Annotated in this window: 1 protein-coding gene; it reads left to right on the top strand. The window is 74.7% G+C overall.

Going from position 1 to position 685, the window contains the following annotated elements:
• The first annotated feature begins 68 nt into the window (after positions 1-68).
• Positions 69-653 carry a GTP-binding protein gene (locus ACYVE9_RS10705; protein WP_461027541.1) on the top strand — a complete coding sequence of 195 codons (585 nt, stop codon included), beginning with the start codon at positions 69-71 and terminating at the stop codon, positions 651-653.
• Positions 654-685 lie beyond the last annotated feature (32 nt).

Genomic DNA, 685 nt, shown 5'->3' with positions numbered 1-685 from the left:
GGCAGCACGCCGAGGGCGACGACCGGTACGCCGAGGGCGACGGGCAGGGCGGGCCGGCAGCCGCGCGGGTGCCCGGGTCCGCCGGCAAGTACGTGCCGTCCAGTGTCGTCGGGGCCGCCAAGATCCTCGTCGTCGGACCGCTCGGGGTGGGCAAGACGACGCTGATCGGCACCGTCTCGGAGATCACGCCGCTGTCCACCGAGGCGGTCATGACCCAGGCGGGCGCCCGCGTCGACGGCCGCGGTGACCGGGCGAAGAGTACGACCACTGTCGCGTTGGACTTCGGGCGCATCACCATCGACGGCGAGCTGGTGCTGTACCTGTTCGGCACCCCCGGGCAACCGCGGTTCCTGCCCGCCTGGCGGGAGCTGTCCCGGGGCGCGCTGGGCGCGCTGGCCCTCGTCGACACCCGCGACCTGGCCGCGTCGTTCGACGCGCTGGGCCACCTGGAGGACCTGGGGCTGCCCTTCGCGGTGGCCGTCAACGACTTCCCCGGCAGCCCGCGGCACAGCGAACGGGCCCTGCGCGACGCCCTCGACCTGCTGCCCGGAACGCCGGTGGTGGTGTGCGACGCGCGGGACCACCCCTCGTCGGTCCGGGCCCTGATCGCCCTCGTCCGGCACCTCGTCCACGCCGCCACGGAGAACCCATGACCGCCGCTCCCCCACCCTGGACCGAAGCAGGG

This window comes from Streptomyces sparsus, from assembly GCF_054776295.1.
The sequence above is the reverse complement of the archived record's forward strand: the minus strand, read 5'-3'. Positions and strand labels throughout refer to the sequence as shown.